This window comes from Pseudomonas tremae (assembly GCF_023278125.1).
Lineage (GTDB): Bacteria > Pseudomonadota > Gammaproteobacteria > Pseudomonadales > Pseudomonadaceae > Aquipseudomonas > Aquipseudomonas tremae.
Genome location: NZ_CP066270.1, coordinates 5,408,399 through 5,427,673 on the forward strand (window position 1 = coordinate 5,408,399; position 19,275 = coordinate 5,427,673).

At 56.3% G+C, this 19,275-nt stretch carries 23 protein-coding genes and 1 tRNA gene; 21 read left to right on the plus strand and 3 right to left on the minus strand.

All coding sequences use genetic code 11. The features are described from left to right. Window positions 1–44 precede the first annotated feature (44 nt). The 15 genes from I9H09_RS24295 (at window position 45) to I9H09_RS24365 (ending at window position 10,238) form a co-directional block, all read left to right on the plus strand. Window positions 45–120: transfer RNA gene (locus tag I9H09_RS24295), tRNA-Phe, on the plus strand. A 173-nt stretch (window positions 121–293) separates the two neighbouring features. Next, entirely contained in the window at window positions 294–1,610 is a 1,317-nt protein-coding gene (locus I9H09_RS24300; protein WP_053931781.1) for a tyrosine-type recombinase/integrase, read from the plus strand. Next, window positions 1,610–2,413 carry a hypothetical protein gene (locus I9H09_RS24305; RefSeq protein ID WP_053931780.1) on the plus strand — a complete coding sequence of 268 codons (804 nt, stop codon included), beginning with the start codon at window positions 1,610–1,612 and terminating at the stop codon, window positions 2,411–2,413. The genes I9H09_RS24300 and I9H09_RS24305 overlap by 1 nt, the downstream gene beginning before the upstream one ends. Before the next feature lie 100 nt (window positions 2,414–2,513). Then, on the plus strand, window positions 2,514–2,744 hold the full coding sequence (locus I9H09_RS24310) for a helix-turn-helix transcriptional regulator (protein ID WP_053931779.1): 231 nt from the start codon (window positions 2,514–2,516) through the stop codon (window positions 2,742–2,744). Next, the gene (locus I9H09_RS24315) at window positions 2,744–3,307 is read left to right on the plus strand and encodes a hypothetical protein (protein WP_236502423.1); all 564 of its coding nucleotides are present in this window, start codon (window positions 2,744–2,746) and stop codon (window positions 3,305–3,307) included. Before I9H09_RS24310 ends, I9H09_RS24315 begins: the two co-directional genes overlap by 1 nt. Continuing rightward, complete coding sequence (locus tag I9H09_RS24320; protein WP_236502418.1) at window positions 3,304–4,020, plus strand: hypothetical protein; 717 nt, start codon at window positions 3,304–3,306, stop codon at window positions 4,018–4,020. Before I9H09_RS24315 ends, I9H09_RS24320 begins: the two co-directional genes overlap by 4 nt. 2 nt (window positions 4,021–4,022) lie before the next feature. Continuing rightward, window positions 4,023–4,430: a virulence-associated protein E gene (locus I9H09_RS24325; protein WP_024690530.1), complete on the plus strand. Its 408-nt coding sequence runs from the start codon at window positions 4,023–4,025 to the stop codon at window positions 4,428–4,430. Beyond that, entirely contained in the window at window positions 4,427–5,806 is a 1,380-nt protein-coding gene (locus I9H09_RS24330; protein WP_236502419.1) for an AAA family ATPase, read from the plus strand. Before I9H09_RS24325 ends, I9H09_RS24330 begins: the two co-directional genes overlap by 4 nt. Next, entirely contained in the window at window positions 5,806–6,096 is a 291-nt protein-coding gene (locus I9H09_RS24335) for a hypothetical protein (protein WP_236502420.1), read from the plus strand. Before I9H09_RS24330 ends, I9H09_RS24335 begins: the two co-directional genes overlap by 1 nt. A gap of 295 nt (window positions 6,097–6,391) precedes the next feature. Next, window positions 6,392–7,591 (plus strand): tyrosine-type recombinase/integrase, encoded by a 1,200-nt coding sequence (locus tag I9H09_RS24340; protein WP_017277744.1) that lies wholly within the window; start codon window positions 6,392–6,394, stop codon window positions 7,589–7,591. Window positions 7,592–7,682: 91 nt separating this feature from the next. Continuing rightward, window positions 7,683–7,883, plus strand: coding sequence for a hypothetical protein (locus I9H09_RS24345; RefSeq protein ID WP_017277745.1), 201 nt, complete (start codon window positions 7,683–7,685; stop codon window positions 7,881–7,883). Beyond that, complete coding sequence (locus I9H09_RS24350) at window positions 7,883–8,275, plus strand: HNH endonuclease (protein ID WP_017277746.1); 393 nt, start codon at window positions 7,883–7,885, stop codon at window positions 8,273–8,275. The genes I9H09_RS24345 and I9H09_RS24350 overlap by 1 nt, the downstream gene beginning before the upstream one ends. Before the next feature lie 85 nt (window positions 8,276–8,360). After that, a complete protein-coding gene (locus I9H09_RS24355) occupies window positions 8,361–8,597 on the plus strand; it encodes a MerR family transcriptional regulator (RefSeq protein ID WP_017277747.1) in 237 nt (78 codons plus the stop codon). Window positions 8,598–8,737: 140 nt separating this feature from the next. Next, window positions 8,738–9,979 (plus strand): phage major capsid protein, encoded by a 1,242-nt coding sequence (locus tag I9H09_RS24360; protein ID WP_236502421.1) that lies wholly within the window; start codon window positions 8,738–8,740, stop codon window positions 9,977–9,979. Between the two features lie 52 nt (window positions 9,980–10,031). Next, a complete protein-coding gene (locus I9H09_RS24365) occupies window positions 10,032–10,238 on the plus strand; it encodes a hypothetical protein (RefSeq protein WP_053931967.1) in 207 nt (68 codons plus the stop codon). A gap of 644 nt (window positions 10,239–10,882) precedes the next feature. Here I9H09_RS24365 and I9H09_RS24370 read toward each other — a convergent pair. After that, window positions 10,883–11,608 carry a hypothetical protein gene (locus I9H09_RS24370; protein WP_147476505.1) on the minus strand — a complete coding sequence of 242 codons (726 nt, stop codon included), beginning with the start codon at window positions 11,606–11,608 and terminating at the stop codon, window positions 10,883–10,885. 24 nt (window positions 11,609–11,632) lie between these two features. Further along, window positions 11,633–12,667, minus strand: a complete 1,035-nt coding sequence (locus I9H09_RS24375; RefSeq protein ID WP_053931969.1) for a DGQHR domain-containing protein — start codon at window positions 12,665–12,667, stop codon at window positions 11,633–11,635. Window positions 12,668–13,188: 521 nt separating this feature from the next. On the opposite strand from I9H09_RS24375, the gene I9H09_RS24380 reads away from it, so the two are divergent. The 5 genes from I9H09_RS24380 (at window position 13,189) to I9H09_RS24400 (ending at window position 16,528) form a co-directional block, all read left to right on the plus strand. Next, a complete protein-coding gene (locus I9H09_RS24380; protein WP_122312202.1) occupies window positions 13,189–13,416 on the plus strand; it encodes a type II toxin-antitoxin system Phd/YefM family antitoxin in 228 nt (75 codons plus the stop codon). Beyond that, window positions 13,413–13,787 (plus strand): type II toxin-antitoxin system VapC family toxin, encoded by a 375-nt coding sequence (locus I9H09_RS24385; protein WP_024671245.1) that lies wholly within the window; start codon window positions 13,413–13,415, stop codon window positions 13,785–13,787. Before I9H09_RS24380 ends, I9H09_RS24385 begins: the two co-directional genes overlap by 4 nt. Window positions 13,788–13,942: 155 nt before the next feature. Beyond that, window positions 13,943–14,221 (plus strand): hypothetical protein, encoded by a 279-nt coding sequence (locus I9H09_RS24390; RefSeq protein ID WP_005896060.1) that lies wholly within the window; start codon window positions 13,943–13,945, stop codon window positions 14,219–14,221. Window positions 14,222–14,543: 322 nt separating this feature from the next. Next, complete coding sequence (locus I9H09_RS24395) at window positions 14,544–15,914, plus strand: methyl-accepting chemotaxis protein (protein WP_236502422.1); 1,371 nt, start codon at window positions 14,544–14,546, stop codon at window positions 15,912–15,914. 128 nt (window positions 15,915–16,042) lie between these two features. Beyond that, window positions 16,043–16,528 (plus strand): hypothetical protein, encoded by a 486-nt coding sequence (locus tag I9H09_RS24400; RefSeq protein ID WP_005896058.1) that lies wholly within the window; start codon window positions 16,043–16,045, stop codon window positions 16,526–16,528. Window positions 16,529–16,584: 56 nt separating this feature from the next. On the opposite strand, the gene gabP is transcribed toward I9H09_RS24400, so the two are convergent. Beyond that, a complete protein-coding gene (gene gabP, locus I9H09_RS24405) occupies window positions 16,585–17,976 on the minus strand; it encodes a GABA permease (RefSeq protein WP_005896056.1) in 1,392 nt (463 codons plus the stop codon). A 524-nt stretch (window positions 17,977–18,500) separates the two neighbouring features. Here gabP and I9H09_RS24410 point away from each other — a divergent pair. Beyond that, complete coding sequence (locus I9H09_RS24410; protein WP_053931972.1) at window positions 18,501–19,274, plus strand: ABC transporter ATP-binding protein; 774 nt, start codon at window positions 18,501–18,503, stop codon at window positions 19,272–19,274. The last annotated feature ends 1 nt before the right edge of the window (window position 19,275 follow it).

Below are 19,275 nucleotides of genomic sequence, written 5' to 3' on the forward strand. Positions count from 1 at the left end.
CACGCTTGACGACCTCCTGAAAAACACGTCTAATGCGCCCCGTTGCCCAGATAGCTCAGTCGGTAGAGCAGGGGATTGAAAATCCCCGTGTCGGCGGTTCGATTCCGTCTCTGGGCACCATGAACATAAATCCGAGTGGTCATGTATGACCTCGGAACACAGAGAAACCGGCCCATTGGCCGGTTTTTTTGTGCTTGAGTGAATCTGTATAGCGATGTACAACCCCTGGCTTTAGGGGTACGTTTAGGGGTACGACCCAGTTCGATATTGACCGTACCCCTAAAAGTGACTCTATGGCCCGCCCAATCACGCCCCTGACAGATTCCAAGTGCGATGCCGCAAAGGCAAAGGACAAACCCTACAAACTGTCCGACGGGGGCGGTCTGTACCTTCTAGTCCGCCCCTCTGGCGGCAAGGTGTGGCGAATCAAGTACAACCGCCCCAACGGTCAAGAGAACACCCTTACTGTGGGTGAGTACGGCCGAAGCGGCATTAGCCTAGCGAAAGCCCGCGAAGCCAGGCGTCAGGCCCGCGATATGCTCGCGCAGGACATCGACCCAGCCGAGCACGCCCGCCTCGAGCAAGCCAAGGCCCAGAACGCGACGACATTCGAAGCTGTCACCCGAGAGTGGCACGCAGCGCAGGTGAAACGCGGGAAATGGTCAGAGGGCCACGCCGAGCGCGTATTGCGGGAAATGGAAGTCGATCTATTTCCTGCACTGGGCAAGCGGCCCGTTGAACAGCTCAAGACCCGCGACCTTCTAGCGCCACTGCAAGCCGTGGAAGCGCGAGACGCCCTCGACATGGCCTCCAGACTCAAGCAGCGGCTGTGCTCGGTGATGCGCCACGCCACTCAGACCGGGATCATCGACTACAACCCCGCTCAAGACCTTGGCGGGGCGCTTGCAACGCGTAAGACGACTCATCGCCCTGCCCTGCCCCTCGACCGCTTAGGCGAGCTCCTGAGGCGCCTCGAGGCGTATCCGGGGCGTCCACTGACTCGACTAGCCCTTATCCTCACCCTGCAGGTATTCGTGCGCTCAAGCGAGCTGCGCATGGCCCGGTGGGGCGAGATAGACATAAAACGGGCGCTATGGATCATTCCAGCTAAGCGCGAGGCCTTAGCAGGCGTCAAACACTCCACTCGCGGGAGCAAGATGGGCGATGAACACCTAGTGCCTCTCTCGCCTCAGGCAGTGGCCACACTCGAACAAATTCACGCCATGACCGGAGATGGTGATCTGGTATTCCCAAGTGATGCCTACGCCAGCAAGCCGATGAGCGAGAACACCGTGAATGCCGCTCTGCGACGCCTAGGGTACGACACAAAAAAAGACGTATGTGGTCATGGATTCCGCACTATGGCTTGCTCTGCCCTGGTGGAGTCAGGGCTGTGGTCGAAAGACGCGGTTGAGCGGCAGATGAGCCACAAGGAGCGCAACGGCGTGCGAGCGGCCTACATCCATCGTGCCGAGCACATCGAGGAACGCCGACTGATGCTCAACTGGTGGGACAACTTCCTGGAAGCGAACAGAGAAAAATCGGTGACGCCATTTGAGTACGCCAGGCCGCCAAGTGGCAACGTTGTAGGTCTGCGGAGGGCTGTGTAGTGAGCAAGCTGAGTAAGTTCTCAAAGTTCCTTTCGCTTCAAGACGCGGCAAAACTGATGTCAGACCTGATAAATGAAAAGGTTGACGCATATCACTTGTTTTCCCTTTATGAGGGAGAGTGGATTAGTCTGTTTAGAAGTTGCCACGGCGAACTAGTAAAGCTGAAGCCAATGTTTGACGAGAAAACCCATCAGGATCACATTGAAGACGGCCGCTACTTTATGGAGGAAGATCAATCCGTAGCTTTTGGCACATGTTTAGGCTTTTATATTCCTTGTCAGGAAGTGACCATCAATGGGATTTCAGCATACGCATTACGAGACTCTTCAGGAGGTTTTTATGCAGTCAGGGACATGATGACTGATGAATACTTATCCCCAAGACTAGACGTTAACGAGGAACTTACAAAGTTCTTGGCATTGACTGTCGACATTTACGATATAGCTGAGAAAGCAAACAAACACTCAATACCTGAAAAACCAGAAATAAAAATCATACTGAACGACCACTGTCTGTGCTCAGACAATGAGATATACAACTTCGCACCGAACGAAACTCCAATTATTCACAAAGCAAAAGATGATAAAACTCAGGAAATATTCCCCCCTTCTTTGAGAATAACTGTCGCCGCACTGCTCGAAGCTGCAACTAGCCAAAAGAAAAACCACACACAATCATCGCTTATCGAGTTTATTCTAGAGCGAAACAAGGGAGTCAGAGGTTTGAGCGAGAGCTCACTCCAGAAACACTTCAGCGACTCAAACGCCGAGCTGGCCAGATTGCGAAAAGACACCCAGGATTGAAGTGACCGATTTGCAATTGCAAATCTGATTTTTGCAATTGCAATGACTGGGGATGCATCCAGTACTGAGAATGGCTTCGTACCCAATCGGAGCCATACACATGCACCAAGAATCCATCCTTTCCAAAGGCCTCATCCGCAAGGTGAAGCTGTGCCAACAACTGGGTATCACCGCTGGCGGCTTGGACAAACTCAAGAAGCGTGACCCCTCCTTCCCAAAACCCATCAAGGACAGCGATAGCCGACAGGCTGCCGCTTACTACGTCGTGGCCGAGATCGAAGCTTGGTTGCAAGCCCGTGTCGCCCAGCGCGATGCGCAGGCGGTTGCATAATGTCCACGAAGGCGCTCAGTAAAACACCGAAGGTGCTCAAGGCGCTCAGCAAAAAGACTGAGCACCTTCATGAGCATCTTGGCGAAAAGGTGGCCTTGTGCAATTACAGCAAACGACTAATACTCACGCTTGCGTTGCGCTGTAACTGGGGTTATCGTTTGCTCGTCGCTGCAAATTCAGCGACCGGGCTTGGCCGCTCGATAAACAATAGGCGCAACGGCGCCCCCATTACGATTGCAGGCGCTTTTTTTGTGCCCGCGATCCTGTGTTATGGCGGGTTGCGCAGGGACACCTTCGGGTGTGCCGGGTTCCTATTGTCCCGGTCGGCCAACCCCGCGCAATCTGCCACCCTCCCTCGCTTGGCCGCGAAAGGTGGCAGTTCCTCAACAATGGGAGCTTCACCAATGACCACCCTTATTCCGTCCAAAATTCGCACAATAGCCCATCGCCGCATGGCCCTGAGCGCCCTCCGCGCAAACTCGTCCCTATCCGTTCGCTTGAAACGCTACAACCACCACATGAGCCAGGTCCGTGCACTGGAAGCTCAAGGCGGTGCGCTGTGAAGACCAATACGACTCTCACGCTTGGCCGCATCCAGTACCGCAATCTTGCGGAAATATCCAAAGAAGCGGGTTGCTGCCTCGCGATTGGCACTGACGAAGAGCTGAGGGGCAACTGGGGTATGTTCAACCCTTTTGCACAGGCTGTTTATCCTGACGCGTCAGTCAACGAAGTGTCGCTGCAGGAACGAGTTGTAATTCTGGTTGCCGAAAAAATCGACGCGGCCACCCTGAGGAGCGTCCAGCGTCCAGAGATAGATTGGTCCCAACTTGAGGACGACGAAATCCACACGTTCGTTGTTATGCATGAGATCGGACACTATCGCGATAACTACAGCGGCTTTAACACTTTCGGAATTACCGACCCGGAACTTCGCGCCGATTGCCAGAGAGTTATTGGTGCTGTAAACGAAATATTAGCTGATCGCTACGCATGGAACGCTATTCGACCTGGTGAGCCTGTTCCTTTGTGTGAAACCGGCAAACGACTGCAAGACTCAATGGCTGAGTCAATGGCGCTGCTGGATAAGTGCATGCCTCGTATCCGTCGGGCTCCGCGCACTCTGCCACGCGGCCAATATGCATATGTCCCGCAGGCGATGTTAATGACCAACTCTAAGGTCGCTTATGTGGGAACGAAAGTATCTCCAGAACTGGTGGACCGAGTTCGTGATCGTCGCCGCATTTATCGCCGCGATACTCGCGTAAGGGGCTAACTATGAAAATTCAAAACGGCGCACTTGCGCCGACGGGATCGGCTTGCCTTGAGAACGTACTTTCGAGGCTCGACAAAGTTAAACCGGCAGGCGCGCACAAGTGGAAAGCGTGTTGCCCAGCGCATGATGACCGCTCTCCAAGTTTGGCAATTTCGGACACTTCAGATGGCACCGTTCTGTTGCGTTGCTGGGCGGGTTGTTCAGCTAAAGCGATTGTTGAGGCGATCGGTTTGGAGCTTCGGCATCTGTTCCCAAACAGCGTGCGCGAGCGAACCGGCCCCAGCAAAGCTGCGATCAATCACGAGCGCGCGATTTACCTGATCGGCGCGGTACTCCAACAAAACGGCACGCTTTCCGGGGATGACCTGGAGCGGTTCAACATCGCCAAGCAACGTCTGGGGGTCGCATGACCATTAAAAAAGATCCGTTCGCTGCGCAATGGGAAGGGCCGAAAAGCGCAATCAGCCTTACTGATCTGCCGGCCGTATGGCGAGTGAACGCCGTAAAGGCGTCTGACATCACGCCAGTAGCTATCCGCTGGCTGTGGCCTGGCTGGCTGGCTCAGGGAAAGCTGCACATTCTCGCTGGCGCTGGCGGCACAGGTAAAACCACGTTGCTGCTGACGCTGATAGCGACCATCACGACAGCCGGCCGATGGCCCGATGGCGAGCCATGCAGGCAGCCTGGGAACGTTCTGATTTGGTCGGCGGAGGATGATCCGTCGGACACGCTTGTTCCGAGACTGATCGCGGCGGGCGCAGACCTCTCCCGGGTGCGAATCATCCAAGGCCGGATCAATGCACGCGGTGACGCTGACCCGTTCGATCCTTCAAACGATATCGGCCTGCTGCGCATGACCGCCGAGGAAATGGGCGGCGTTGCCTTGCTGATGCTCGATCCCGTAGTGAGCGCTGTGAAAGGCGATATGCACAAAGCCAACGACGTGCGCCGGGGGTTGCAAGGCGTTGTGGATTTTGCGGAACACAATCTGTGCGCCGTAGTGGGGATTTCTCACTTTGCAAAAGGTGGCGCGGGCACATCGCCGGCCGATCGGGTTATCGGATCACAAGCGTTTTCGGCGCTGGCGCGGACGGTGTTGGTCGCTGCCAAGCAGCAGGAGTCAGATACCCGCGTCCTTGCCCGCGCGAAATCCAACATCGGCACTGATGAAGGCGGCGTGTCATACACGATCGAGCCGTGCACGGTCCTTGACGATATTGAAACTGTGCGGGTTGCGTGGGGCGATCTGATCGCCGGCTCGGCTCGCGAGATCCTCGGCGACGTGGAGGGCGACGATAACGACGGCGACCGTTCAGAGCTGGACGAGGCCTGTGACTTCCTCCGCGATCTGCTAAGCCAAGGCCCGGTGCCCACAAAGCGTATCAAAGCCGATGCGGACGGCGCCGGTCATGCCTGGGCCACGGTGCGCCGTGCTCAAAAAGCAATCAGTGCCGAAGCCAAGAAGCAAGGGATGGGCGGCGGTTGGGTCTGGCAACTGGGCGAGCTCGTCCCCCCATTTTCGGCGCACGGTGACAGTGATGACTCGAAGATGCGCAAGAAGGTGCTCAGCCGTAACGGTGAGCACCTTCGGGATGACATGAGCGCCTTCGGGTCAACTGAGCACCTTCGGCAAACCTCAGTGGTGCCCTCGCGCCTTGATTCGTGCCCAGCCTCAGACACGGGCACGAATGAGGAAAAAGGGCACGAATGGAGCCAATACCTCACAGGCCCACTGCCAGACGGCACATCTCTTCCCTTCCTGGACGATGACGCGGAGGAAGTCTGATGGCCGCTCTCGCCTACCTGCTGAATCTTGGCTTCGCGGCGAAATTGAGCGGAAAGCGTGTTCGAGTTTCACCCGCGAGCAGGCTCAACGATCAGGTGCGGACCTACATCAAAAACCACCGGCTGGAGCTGATTGCAGAGCTGGCTTCAAACGACGGCATTGAGCGCCGCTGCCACTGGCAGGTTACGAAAGACGGAAAAAGGCTCTGCACGATGATCGGTGAACCGATGACTCGGGCCGAAGCGCTGGAAATTGTCCGCTGGCGATGGCCTGACGCTGGCCTTGGATAGATGTGAGCAAAACTGCGCGCATCTACTCCCCCCATAACTGGGGGCAGTGTTCCACCGGCGGCGGAATACCCAGTGCCTTTTACAGATTGCTCTTAACCCGATATCGCCCCGCCACTAACGCTCGCACCGTCATCGCGCCGTTAGCCGGGATGCGCTCAGATTTGAGCGCATCTCGCCGGAGTAGCACCCAGTTTATCGGTACGGGAACGGATTTTATCGGAACAACTCCCGCCATTGGCGGAGGTTCAACCACATCAATGCATCCACAGCTGGATGCCTCTCAGAGGCCGGAACCATGAACACGCTACACGTCACTGTTACCGATGCTGAGATTCGCAAACAGGCCGCTGGTAACGCACGCCAACTGCGCGACCCGCGTTACCCAGAGCTTCGGTTTCGCTACTCCACATCAGACCGCGCCAAAGGTGCATGGCACGTCGTGGTGCGCGGCAAATGGGGCAAGGCCGGTAACTATCCCGGCATCAACGCCAAGCTGATGCAGTCCACGCTTCCCGCCATCCTCGCTCGACGCGCCGTCGATCCGGACGCCGTGTCCACCACCAGCAGTTGGCGCACGGTGGGCGACGTACTGAGCTGGTACACCGAGCGCATGAAGCGTGACCGGGCGTTGTCGGCCAAGCGCAAAGCGGGTGCGGAATCTGCGCTGCGCTGTCACCTGGTGCCTCGGCTGCAAGAGGTCGAGCTGTGCACGTTCAACGGCCCGACGCTGGATCGCCTGCTGATGTGGCCGATGCAGGAGCGTTACAAGGCCTCGTTCGTGCGCCTGGTCTATGGCGTGCTGGCCGTGGCATTCAGCCAGGCATTACGCCTCAAGATGCTGCCGGTCAACCCGATGGCCACGCTCAAGTTCACCGACTTTATTGCGACCCGCATCCGACCCAAGCCAGCGCGAGTGCGTGGCGACGATCTGCCCGCGCTCATGGTTCAACTGGCAGAGAAGTATGAGCTCGCCCCCACTGCCTCGATGCTGGCGCTGATGATGCTTTGTCACGGCACGCGACTGGGCGAAACGCGGCTGGCGCGCTGGAAGAACATCAATCTCACCACCGGGCTGTGGTTCATCCCCGAAGAAGACACCAAGACCAAAGCCGAGCACACGTTGCCCCTGACTGCCCAAGCCTGCGCGTTGCTAAAGCGCTACCGCGATCAGCAGTACGCCAATGGCTACACCGGCCCTCATGTGTTTCCCGGTCGTCCTGGCGCCCCGGTGAGTGCCAGCAAGGCCAGCACCTTGTTCGCAGAGTTGGCCAAGGGTGAGTGGTCGAGCCACGACCTGCGCAAGGTGGCCCGCACCGGATGGGCCGATCTGGGCGTCGACTACATGGTGGGCGAGATGCTGCTCAACCACGCCATGAAAGACCTGGACGCGACGTACATCCACACCACCGCCGAGGGCATGAAGCGTAAGGCGCTGGAGACCTGGCATGACCACCTCGACAGCCAGGGTTTCCGACAGCTTCATGGTGGGACATAGCCGGGATCTTTTGCATGGTTAAACGGCTGCAAGCCACGAAACACAAGGGCCGCAGGCCGAACACGAATCCATCCCAAGGGAGTACGTAGAAATGAAAAGCAGCACAGATTACAGCCGCCCGGTCAGTCGAACATTCCCTGCCGAGCTTGCGACGATGATCGCTCGCAAGGCCTCGATCATGGCGCAACGACTTGAAGATCAGGCGATGAGGCAGATGGTCCGCGAGGCCCAGCGCGCACTTGATCGCGGTACCGATGTTGAACAGATCGCCCGTGAGATGGAGTTGAAGTAATGCCGCAGAGACCACAGAAGCCCTGCAACGCCCAGGGCTGCAACACACTGACACGCAACCCTCGGTACTGCGACGAGCACGCACACCTGCGCACCGGCTGGAGCAGGCGCGGGCCGGACGCTGGCAACACCACTGAACGAGGGTACGGCCATGCCTGGCGAGTGAAGCGCGATCGCGTCCTTAGACGTGACCATTATCTCTGCCGGATATGTACACACAACGGGCGAGTTACTGAGGCCTGCGACGTTGATCACATCGTGAATAAGGCGGCGGGCGGCAGTGATGCGGACGAGAACCTGCAATCGATCTGCGAGACGTGCCATAAGGCCAAGACAGCGACCGAAAGCCGCATTGGGCGTGGGGCGGTCCCAAAGTCTGGGACCTCTCGCTAAGTGACCGTCCCCTCAGTCGTTTTTTTACACCCGCGAAATTAAAAGTTCAGACCGAGATGCGACCGAGCAGCTCAGGAGCCAAGGCATGACAAGCAGTGTTGAAGAAGAGATCGCGGCCCGCCTGGCGACGGCGGGTGTAACGCCCCTGATCGGAGGGCTCGTGCCGGAACCGGCCACGGCTGAACTGCTGGGCTACGCGCCGAGCTACCTGCGCCGACTCGCTGCCGAGGGGCACGCTCCGATCCCCTTCGTGCGCCGGGGTAACCGCAGGTTCTACAAAGTCGCCGACATCGTGAGCTTCGCGACCAATACCGCCGCATAACGTCGGACTTCGCCGAAGACTGGGGCTTGTGTGCGCGCATAAGGTAGTCGGCATGAACTCACGCCGTGCGCTGGGGGATTGCCCACCGCCTCACGCCTTGCGCTGGGGCGGCTCCCATAACACCTAGATGGGATTACCCCATGACGACCCCTCACGATCAACGCTGGCATAAGCTCAAAGCAGCTCTCGCCTCGCACCACCCTACGGCTGGCGGAAATGAACATCTCGCCACCATCACTCAAGAGATGAGCGAAATGGATCAAGACATTGGCCAAATGGCTGCCGCGATGAAGGCGCAGAACGAACACATCGCCGCTCAAACTGAAAAGCAGTCAGAACTGCAGGCTCGTATGCTTGAGCTCGAGCAACGCGCCGTAGCTGGCGGCTTCAACAAATCCCAAAACAGCAAGACTCCAGGCAGCAACGTTGTCAGTGCCGCGGTAATTGAGGCTGACGGAATTTCTGCATTCCGAGCAGGCCAAAAATCCACCGGAAAAATGCGCGTTGGCACAAGCCTGCGCGCCGCACTGACCAACCCTGACAAAGGAGCCGCGGGTTCAAAGGGTTATCCCACCGCGCCAGTACGAGCGCCAGGTATCCAAGGCATTCCACAGCCTCGCTTGAGCCTGCTCGATGTGCTGCCAGTGGTGCCTGTCGAGGGCTCGACGTATGAGTACGTCCAGCTCGACGGCTATCTGAACGGCGCTGCTTATCAAGTCAAAGAAGGTGACGAAAAGGCTGAGGGCCAACTGCCCACGAAACTGTCACGGGCAGAGATTGCCACCATTGCGACGTGGATTCCGGCAAGTCTTCAGGTCTTGAACGACAACGAGCAGCTCGAGGATCAGATCGGCCTGCTGATGAGCGTTGGCGTCCGTCAGAAACTGGAGGCTGAGTTGCTGGTCGGCGACGGCGGTCCGGGTGAGATCCTTGGATTCGTTGCCCAGGCCCCGGAAGCTGGCATAACCACTGGTAAGCCTGTTGACCGCATCGGCTTGGCGCTGACCGATCTGAAAGCCGCCGGCTGGAATCCAAATGTGGTGGTTATGAACCCCCGCGATTGGTTCGCCATCGAGAGCGAACGCGCAAATGAGGGTGACGGACAGTACGTGATCGGCACGCCTCGCGACCCGGCACCACCGAGCCTTTGGGGTACGCCAGTAGTTGTCACCATGGGAATGCCCGAGAGTAAAGCGCTGATCCTAGACACAACCACCACCGCACTGCTTGATCGCCAGGAGGTGACGGTTGAGGCAAGCCGGATGGACGGCGACAACTTCCGCCGCAACCTAGTGACGATCCTCGCTGAGCTCCGCGCCGGCCTCGCCGTGTATGCCCCATCCTCGATGCGCCTGGTGTCCCTGACCCCAACCGCCCCTTAATCACTGGCTGGGCCGGGTCGATGCGTTAGCCCGGTCCATGAGGACTGCACACATGAGCTCCACCAAACCTGAAACGCTACCCAAGCCAATCCAGCAAGCGCTAAACCAGATCGCTCACAGCCGGTCCCTGCTCTACCAGGCAGCCTGCCGCGATCAGATCCGGAAGGAAATCGACACGCTACTGGCCAGTGGCATGAGCCACCAGGACGCGATCGAGGCGCTGCGGGCCTGCCCGCCGATTCTCGACCCCGACTACTAGGCCTGATGGCAGCCCACCACGTCGATTCCGTGCGAAACGCACGATTTCGGCATCGAATGAGAGGTTTACTCGTTCGCGGGTGGGGCGGGTCGAGACTTTGGAGCCTTTGGCCTTGGACACCGCCGCCGACCGCACGCAGAGATTTTTTCCCTCTCACACTTTTTTGTTAAAGCCGAGTTAACAAATTTCAGCCATGAGCTTCAACGCAGAATGCCCGAATTTACTAGGTATACGGCGTTTTTCTGCTAACGCGAGGGTGTTAACGATTTCACTTTTTGTTAACTCGGATGTTAAGCCGGCGAGGCTCAAAAATGACCCATCAAGAACGATTTTCCGAGGCCTGCAAGGTGACTGATTTCGAGCCGCACCCCTCAATGCTCGGCGGCTACAAGGTCTGGGGTGTGAGCGACATCGTGAAGGGAGGTCGCGTGCAATTCGACGGCCCGTACTTCACTGAGGCTGAGGCGTCAATCGGAGCAGAGCTATGGTTTCAACGGACCAGTGAACCCTCAGGCCCAGGGCAACCCGGCACCGTTGAGTTATGGGAGGATGATCGTCGGCAGCGCGGCAATCAGCTCGGGGATCTACGCAGAAGATCAGCAATGAACCCCATCCGAGGGAAGCGCGGTCGGATGATCTCCTTTCTATTTGAACAAATTCATAGCCTCGGCTATGGGGCCCAACCGATCACAAAACAGGCTTGCCAAGTATTTACGTTCATCTCGCATCCGCTCCGGGTAAGTGCGCAGCGCGGCGACATTTTGCTTAAGGAGCTCAGTAGGAAGAGCTAATATCGCGTGATCTCGATCGAAACAATAGAGGAGGCTTGAGTCGTTCAAGTACGCCGCCAGCGAACGTCTGACGCCAGCTTTGGCTATTTTTTCTAAATGCTTTGGCGTTGTTGGTTCAGAAAATTTTGCAACGTTATAATTAGCCTCTTCACGCCGCTTAACCATCCACTCAAAGGCATCGACCGAGTCTATCGGATTACTGATTGCTGGATGATGAGGCATCGAAGATTTAAATATGCTGAGCACTGCCTTATGCGTATTTCCATCAGCTTTTTTTGGACATTCACCTGCTACTGCTTTAACCGTCATAGGTTTGGTTTTTTTATAGAATATCGCTGTCCCTTTCTCGGCTAGCTGTCCTCTTGCCAAGTAAAAAAGAGAGTAGTAGAGCTTGACCGTGGCCCATGTGTACATCCCTCGATCAATCGCTTGAATTGCATCAGCTATTGACACTGCTCCAGAGTATAAATAATCAAGAGAATCCTCTGATAGAACTCGAGCTAAACCTGAAGCCTGCGTTGCATTTAGCAACAAAGGTGCTGGCGCAACAGCGCTGCACTGTGCCAAGAGTGAATCCATGTACGCCTGGGATTTGTGCATGACTTAAATTTTAAACTTGGCGGTTTGGTTTTTGGCTGGCGTAAACGCTCGCACGAGCCTGTCGTAAACCTCCTTTGAAGCGCTTGCCCCGCCGAGGCCTTTGACTTCCTCTTGGAAGATAAGTCCTTCACCTGCCAAGTCTAGAGCTCGCGAAATAGTATCAACCTCGAAAGACTCTTGCTTTGTGCAGTATGGAATCAACTTCAAGCTAAGGAATTCCATTGCTCCTACAAACCCTGCAGCATACATGAACGCGTTGCGCTTGCTGTTCCAGTCTTCACCATACTTAGCTTCTAGGACCAAGAACAAATTCGCGATTATCTGCTTCTGGACCTCAAGCTCGTTTACTTCGATTTGCTCAAAGCCGCCCTTGTCTTCAACTAGCGGTTTTATCGCGGCTACGGCCGTTGAAAGCGCGATCCCCCCTTTTCGTGTTTTGAGTCCTGGAAACTTAATCTCACCATTATATGGAGAATCGGAATCCTCATTGAGAAACATTGCAATGTCGCGAGCACGCACTACAGCCAAGTCAACCAGCTCCTCGCTCGAAACTCCATACAAATCAAAAACCAAACTTCGCGGAACAGGCTTCTGCTCAGTATTTATTGCCAAAAAAAGGTCAGCGCATTCTCGCGTACTCAAGCTTTCATATATAACTACAGGAAGCTCCATATCCCCAATTGATGGGCGCTCATCAATAGCGGCCTTTATACCTGCCACACGGTGTTGGCCATCAATAACCTGAGCGGTAAACTGCACATCATCGAAAGATATATCTTTCTTTCCTTTTATTAGCGGATTCTTTGAATTTACCCAGTTAAGAACAATTGCGTTAGGGTAGTTACCACCGCTTAGTGTAAATTCCTTAATGCTTGATATCCGGGATCGGTTGAGCACTCGCTGAATGGCTCCCTGCTCCTGAGACTGACCTCTCACCGCGACGTAGCTGATATCCGACAGGATTCTTGCTGGCAAGCGGGTCAGGATAAAGCTGCGTGAACCCTGGGTAATCTCAATGAACGGTGATTTATGCTTCATATTGCTCCTGCAGGCTGAGGCCGAAATTAAGAACAGGCTATTCAGAGTCGGTCTACCATCACTACACCTACAGCAGGCATGGATGGTGACGCTTGACTTGATGGCGCTAAGCTATCGAGATTATCAGTAATTGCGTTGACAGAGCTACCTCACAGGGAGCTGCGCATCGCTGTCGGTATGACGATGCATAAGGATATATAGTGACCGCCAATTTAGGGGTACGGATCGGGGTACTGCGGCCGTAAACCTAGTCAACACCTAAGCTTTATTTGACCTGTACGGATTTTTTCGATTCCGTCTCTGGCACCACCTTCCGTTTTCGGGTGATGCCAAGCACACCTGAAAGCACACAAAAAGCCCGCCTCGTGCGGGCTTTTTGCTGTCTGGGGCTAAGCCCTGCAATCTTCTTTGACGCGACTGCCCCCAATCGATAAAGCATTGCCTAACCTTCGGATGTAACGCTCTTCACTTAGTCCACCTACTGGACCAAGATAAGCCCCTACGTAACGGGAGGCTATACCATGCAAACCCATAACATCCATGCAGCCAAAACCCACTTCTCGCAGCTGGTCGACGCAGCAGCGAGCGGCGAAACCATTATTATCGCCAAAGCAGGCATACCGGTTGCCAAGCTGGTGCCCATCTCTGCACCCAAGCGCAGAGGAATGTTAAGCCGCGTGACGTTTGACGCAGAAGCCTCGGATGCCATGGACGCAGAAATTACAGAGCTTTTTAAGGGCAAGGAATGAAGCTGCTGCTCGATACGCACATTCTAATATGGGCTGCAACCGGCGATACCAAGCTCTCCGCGGCGGCCGCCCAACTTATTGACGATGAGGCCAACACCTTATATTTCAGTGCAGCGAGCATATGGGAACTGACGATAAAAGGTGCAGAGCGCACAGGCGTGAACCCCGCGCTGCTGCGCAAAGAACTTATAGACGCAGGTTATCTGGAGCTACCCATCACCTCTACTCACGGGCTGGCCGTTGCCAGCCTGCCAAACCATCATCGCGATCCATTTGACCGAATTATGGTTGCTCAGGCACTTGCAGAGGGTATTACTCTGGTCACGCATGAGAGCGCCATGCACGCCTACCCTCACACCATCATCGTTTGAATCCACATGCTTTCCGAACAGCCATTAGGCCTCTGATCGAGACTAAATTCGGCACCGAGACGCGCCATCCAGAGCTGTGAGCACTTCCATCCCATTGAACTAATTTTCCCCGTCCGCCCTCGAAGCCATACATTTGCTTTCACAAGGAACACGACGTGCTCAAGTTAACTGCCTCTGCCCTCATCATCGCCGCCACTCTGAGTCTGGCTGCCTGCGACAGCAAGTCCGAGCAGAAAGCACAGGACGCTCAGGCCCATCAGGAAAAATCCCAGGAGAAGATGGAATCTGCTCAGGACAAGGTGAACGAGGCTGCCAAAGAAAATACCGAAGCTGCCAAGGACAAAGCTGCGTCCAAGGAAGCTGCCGCCGAAGAGTCGAAGACCTTCGTGCCGACCTCTGAAGTGACCAACACCATTCAGCCGGAAAAAAAGTGAAAACAGTGAAAACTCTTCACAAACTTTTCACAGGCGACAGGTCATTGTAGAGCTGCTCCCAAGTGTGAATCCTTAAGCCCGCTCCCCCATCGCGGGCTTTTCTTTGCCTGGCGTTTGGCAATTGCAGGCCTGCATGGCCATTCGGCAGAGGCCTTCCATCCCTCGTAAAGCGAAGCGTTCACCGCTCGAACGCATCTGTCTTTTTTGACGCCAAAATTTCTCACCATATTTCCCCTGAAGACTCGCCTTGGCTGATTAATGTCGCAACCTTTTGTGTCGATACCCTTTCACGCAAGTCCACAAATACACCAAGGGGCAGGTTATGTTCGGGAACAAGAACAAAGCTGAACTGACAGCCATGAAGGCCGAGGTAGATGGACTCAAAGGACTGACAAACGCGCTGGAAAAATCAATGGCGGTGGTCGAGCTTGGCCTCGACGGCAAGGTGCTGCGTGCCAACGATAAATTTCTGGCGACGATGGGCTATCGGGCTGAAGAGCTGATAACCAAGACACACCGTGACTTCTGCGACCCGACACTGCTCCGCAGCCGCGAATACACTGACCTATGGACGTCTTTGAAGGCCGGCAAGTTTATCTCCGGGACATTCAAACGCCTCAACAAGAACGGCCACAGTGTCTGGCTTGAAGCCAGCTACAACCCGGTTGTCGATGCGCAAGGCAATGTGTTCAAAGTGGTCAAGTACGCTCTGGACGTGACAGAGCGCGTAATGCTCGAGAACGAAACCAACAGCAAGCTCGCAGCGGTAGACCGGGCCATGGCCATCTGCGAATTCGAGCCCAATGGCAACGTCATCACTGCCAACAACAACTTCCTTAACGTCATGGGTTATGCGCTGGCGGAAATCAAAGGCAAACACCACAGGTCGTTCTGTGAACCGACATTGGCCAACAGCCCCGAGTACTCCGAGTTCTGGCGCAAGTTGAACCACGGCGAGTTCATCGGCGACCAGTTCAAGCGCCTCGGAAAACATGGCCGGGTCGTCTGGCTTGAAGCAACTTATAACCCGGTTTTCGATGTAGACGGCAAGCTCTACAAGATCGTCAAGTTTGCCAGCGACATCACGCACCGGGTCGAAAAGCAGGAAGCCGACGCCCACGGTGCCTCGCGCGCTTACCATATCTCGGCAGAAACCGAGAAAGTGGCTGAACAGGGAACTCTGGTCATTCAGGAAACCGCCCGGGAAATGCGCCAGATCGCTGAAAACATCGGTGCGTCGGCCAAGCTGGTGAGCCAGTTGGGGGAACGCTCCGAGCAGATCACCGCCATCGTCAACACCATTCGGGGCATTGCCGATCAGACCAACCTGCTGGCGCTCAACGCAGCAATCGAAGCAGCGCGTGCCGGCGATCAGGGTCGCGGCTTTGCCGTAGTCGCCGACGAAGTCAGGCAACTGGCAGGCCGCACCAGCGGCTCCACCGCAGAGATCGCTGAAATGATCGGCAAGATCCTCGCCGAAACGCGCGACGCCGTGGCGAGCATGGACGCTACTCAGGAAGGTGCCATTCGAGGTGTGACACTGGCCGACCAGGCCGGACAGGTCATCGTCCAGATCCGTGACGGCGCGAGCGATGCGGTCGAAGCCGTGAACATGTTCGCCAATCGCATGGACGAGGCTGAAGCGTTCGCCGAGCCGGGCAAACGATGGCGCATCGTTAATCGCCAACCATAAGAAACCCGCGCTCGGCGGGTTTTTTATTGCCTGGCGGCTGCACTGTGTTTGGCCAGCAGCTTGGTTATCGGGCCGGTCTGCGCTTCAATAGCGGCCATTGCACTTAACAGCCAGCCAAAGGAACGTTCATGGCCTCGCCAGACAAACAGCAAAAACGCGCCAAGCGCGCAAAGATCAAGGCCAAGCAGAACCGTTCGGGCAAGGGCACAACCAGCCTCGTCCACCCGGTATTTGCTTCTGCCTTGGTCAATCAGCCGTTCGATGACGTTGAACTCGACCTCAATACCTTCGACTTCAGCGACATCGTCGAGAATGGTTTCGACCCGGCCGACTATGACGACCTGTTTCTGGCGATGAAAGCCGCCGAAGACATCAGCCAACTCGCGCTGTGCGTGGTCTTCCTGCAGTATCCGGTGCTGGCACTGGTCGTCTCCGAAGAGGAAGAAGACCCGGCCACGGACTTCATGATGGGCTTGCTGATTGTGTACCGCGCCATGTACCACGATGAAGACGAGGACACCGCAATCGAATGGATCGAAAGCCCGGCCTTCCAGAAGGACTACACCCTGGCGTCGGACCTGCTGATGAAGAGAGATACCAAAGCTGCACGCTGATCGAGATCGTGCCGACGCATGGCGTCAGCACGACAGTCAGCTCGCAAAGCGCCTGATCAGCCTAGCGCAGCGGCGCCCACACGTCCGTCCTTGCGACGGCGCGAGACGAGCAGGCCGGCACCGATCACCAGCAGGCTAAGCACACCGGTGGCGATGATTTCGATGCGGTGTTCTTCCTGGATCAGCATGATCGTCAGCACTGCAACGATGAACGCAATCACCAACCAGGTCAGCCACGGGAACAGCCACATCTTGAAGTCGATGGCCTCACCCGCCGCAATACGCTTCTGACGCATCCGCAGTTGCGAGACGGCGATCACCAGATACACCAGCAGCGCGATGGCGCCGGAGCTGGCGAGCAGGAAGTCGAACACGGCAGCCGGTGCGATGTAGTTGGCGAATACGGTCAGGAACGCCGCCGCCGTCGACATGATCACCGCCCAGTGTGGCGTGCCGCCCTTGCTGGTACGCTTTGACAATGCCGGTGCATCGCCGCGTTTGCCCAACGAAAACAGCATGCGCGAGGCGGTATACAGCGCCGAGTTCAGGCAACTGGTTACTGCCACCAGTACTACAAGATCGACAATCAGCTTGGCGTTCGGAATACCCATAGCATCAAGTACGGTCTGGTACGAACCCACCTCAGCCAGACGCGGATCGTTCCACGGCACCAGCGAAACAACGATGAAGATCGAAACCAGATAGAACAGGAAGATCCGCCAGATCACCGAGTTGGTGGCCTTGGTGATCTGCTTGCCCGGGTTTTTGGACTCAGCCGCTGCGATGGTCACGATCTCGGTGCCCATGAACGAGAACATGGTGGTCAGCATCGCCGCCAGTACCGCGCCCATACCGTTGGGCAGGAAGCCACCGGTGTCGAACAAATGGCTGACGCCACTGACGTTGCTGGTTGGCAACAGGCCGAAGATCGCCGCCACACCCAGCACCACGAACGCGATGATCGCCACGACCTTGATCAGCGCGAACCAGAACTCGAATTCACCGTAGTTTTTCACACTGAACAGGTTGGTTGCGGTCAGCAGCAGGGTAATGACCAGCGTAAACATCCAGATAGCGATGTTCGGGAACCATGCATGCAGAATAGTTGCAGCAGCGTTGGCCTCCAGCGGGATCACCAGCACCCAGAACCACCAGTACAGCCAGCCGATGGTAAAACCGGCCCAATGCCCGATGGCACGATCGGCATAGGTCGAAAACGAACCGGTGTCCGGCGAGGCCACGGCCATTTCGGCCAGCATGCGCATCACCAATACCACCAGCGTACCCGCCGCGGCATACGCCAGCAGCACGGCAGGCCCGGCTTCTGCAATCGCGTGGCCGGAGCCTACGAACAAACCGGCGCCTATCACGCCAGCGATCGACAGCATCGTGATGTGTCGAGGTTTCAGCCCTTGTTCGAGCTCGGAAGAGTTAGCGGGATTGCTCATAAAACCACCTGTGCAAGACGAGCGAGACACACCGAAGCGTTACGTAAAGAGAAACCTACGGTGCCGTTCTTTATATTTGACGCAAGAATTGCGCCAAAATATTTCGAAAACGACGTCGCTCACAGAATATGCGGCCTGTGGCGTGAACCGCCAAGTGAAACCGAAGACGACTTATATACGCCGTGTGTAGGATTTGTTACCGATTGCCTCAGATTCGTCTACATATGCGCACTAAAAGTGCGCCACCCGCTACCGACGGCTCGCATATGGTGCAGCCTGCGCGTTGCCGCTAAGCAAAAGCTGCTTCCAACCCCCGGCCAAAGCTGGCAACATCGCGCCTTTTTCGCGCACGACCGCCTGAACCCGGCATCGTGCATGCCGCTTTTCGACAGTCTGCTGCTGCGACGCGATACCCCGGCGAATGCCTTCACCAAGGCAATGACATGCCGATGGTTGCGCTTCAACCGCTGTGCTAGCTTGGCGTTCGCGCGCAGCAAGAGCGCACACTTCAATGAGGTCCCCACATGGCCGAGGCCACGCCCGCCCTGGAAATACGCAACCTGCACAAGCGCTACGATCAGCTTGAGGTGCTTAAAGGCATCTCGCTGACGGCACGCGATGGCGACGTCATTTCGATCCTCGGCTCTTCCGGCTCCGGCAAGTCCACGTTGCTGCGCTGCATCAATCTGCTGGAAAACCCCCATCAGGGCCAGATTCTGGTGGCGGGCGAAGAGCTGAAACTCAAGCCAGCGCGCAATGGCCAACTGGTTGCTGCCGATAACCGGCAGATCAACCGCCTGCGCAGCCAGATCGGTTTTGTGTTTCAGAACTTCAACCTGTGGCCGCACATGAGCGTGCTCGATAACATCATCGAAGCCCCGCGTCGCGTCCTCGGTCAGAGCAAGGCCGAAGCCATTGAGGTGGCAGAAGCGCTGCTGGCCAAGGTCGGGATCGCCGACAAGCGTCACGTCTACCCCGCCCAACTCTCCGGGGGCCAGCAGCAACGGGCTGCCATTGCACGCACACTGGCCATGCAGCCAAAGGTTATCCTGTTCGATGAACCGACCTCGGCACTCGATCCAGAGATGGTTCAGGAAGTGCTCAACGTCATTCGCGCACTTGCTGAAGAAGGCCGGACCATGCTGCTGGTGACCCATGAAATGAATTTTGCGCGTCAGGTATCAAGTGAAGTGGTGTTTTTGCATCAGGGAATGGTCGAAGAACAGGGCACACCACAGCAAGTGTTCGAAAACCCGCTGTCGGCACGGTGCAAACAATTCATGTCGAGTCACTGCTAAC